At 74.9% G+C, this 1,333-nt stretch carries 2 protein-coding genes; both read right to left on the bottom strand.

The window, feature by feature from the left end:
* Window positions 1–460: RsmE family RNA methyltransferase (locus SACPADRAFT_RS29115; protein ID WP_233357241.1), on the bottom strand; the 460-nt coding region annotated here is incomplete at its 3' end.
* 14 nt (window positions 461–474) lie between these two features.
* The coding region (locus tag SACPADRAFT_RS29110) for a DnaJ C-terminal domain-containing protein (RefSeq protein WP_007027640.1) at window positions 475–1,333 on the bottom strand (859 nt) is incomplete at its 5' end.

Below are 1,333 nucleotides of genomic sequence, written 5' to 3'. Positions count from 1 at the left end.
CGGCACGCCACCGCGCGAGAGCCTTGGCCCCCCGTGGCCCGTCGTCCCACCGGGCCACGCTGCGGGACGCCCGCCAGGGCAGGATGCCGTCGACCCCGGCCTCGGTGGCCAGCTCCACGGCCAGCTCGCCCCGGTCACCCTTCACCAGGGCCTGGGCCAGCCGCACCCGCAACGCGGGCGGTGGCTCGAACCGGGTCTCCTCCACGTCCAGCTCGAGGCTCGGCCTGCGGCCGGGGTGCACCCCGGTCACGACGCAGTCGGCGAGTCCGCCCTCGCCGTCGGAGATGACGAGGCGCTCCCCGACCCGGGTCCGGCGCACCGTGACGGCGTGGTGGGCCTCCTCACCGTCCAGCACGAGGGTGTCCCCGGACGGCACCGACGGCACCAGGTACACCGGCGGGGTCGAACCGGACGGCCCGGCATCCACCGGGTCCGCCCCGTCCGACCCCGCCCGCGGCACGTCGGACACCGTGGTCAGCGCTTGGCGCGCAGCTTGGAGAACAGCCCACCCGGCTTGTGGCCGTTACCGGCCAGCGTGGGCGCCTCCTCGCCGCGCAACCGGGCCAGCTCACGCAGCAGCTCGGCCTGCTCCTCGTCGAGCTTGGTCGGCACCACCACGTCGATGTGCACGTGCAGGTCGCCCCGCCCGTCCACGCGGCCGGACGAACGCAGTCGGGGCATGCCCATCCCGGACAGCACCAGTTCGCTGTTCGGCTGGGTCCCCGGCTCGATCTCGATGTCCTGCTCGCCGTCGATCAGGGTCTCCAACGGCACCGTCGCGCCGAGCGCGGCGGTCGTGGCGGGGATCCGCAGGTGGCAGTGCAGGTCGTTGCCCTGACGCTCGAAGTCCTCGTGCGGCGCCTCGTCGACCTCGACGTAGAGGTCACCGGCGGGGCCGCCGCCCGGACCCACCTCACCCTGGCCGGACAGCCGGATGCGCATGCCGTCGCCGACACCCGGCGGGATCTTGGCGGTCACGTCCCGGCGGGCCCGGACCCGCCCGTCGCCACCACACTGCTGGCACGGGTCGGTGATGACCTCGCCGTAGCCGCGGCAGGTGGGGCACGGACGCGCGGTGACCACCTGGCCGAGGAACGAGCGCTGCACCGACTGCACCTCGCCCTGACCACCGCAGGTGTCACAGGTGACGACGTTGCCGCTCTCCCCGGTGCCCGCGCCGCGGCACTGGTCGCACAGGATCGCCGTGTCGACGGTGATCTCCCGGTTCACCCCGGTCGCGCACTCCTCGAGGGTGAGCTGCAACCGGATCAGCGCGTCCGACCCGGGTTGCACCCGGCTGCGCGGGCCGCGCCCGCGCGCCCCGCCCGCGGCG

The sequence above is a fragment of the Saccharomonospora iraqiensis subsp. paurometabolica YIM 90007 genome, assembly GCF_000231035.2.
In the GTDB taxonomy this organism is placed as follows: Bacteria; Actinomycetota; Actinomycetes; order Mycobacteriales; family Pseudonocardiaceae; genus Saccharomonospora; species Saccharomonospora paurometabolica.
This window is presented reverse-complemented; position numbering and strand designations above follow the sequence as displayed.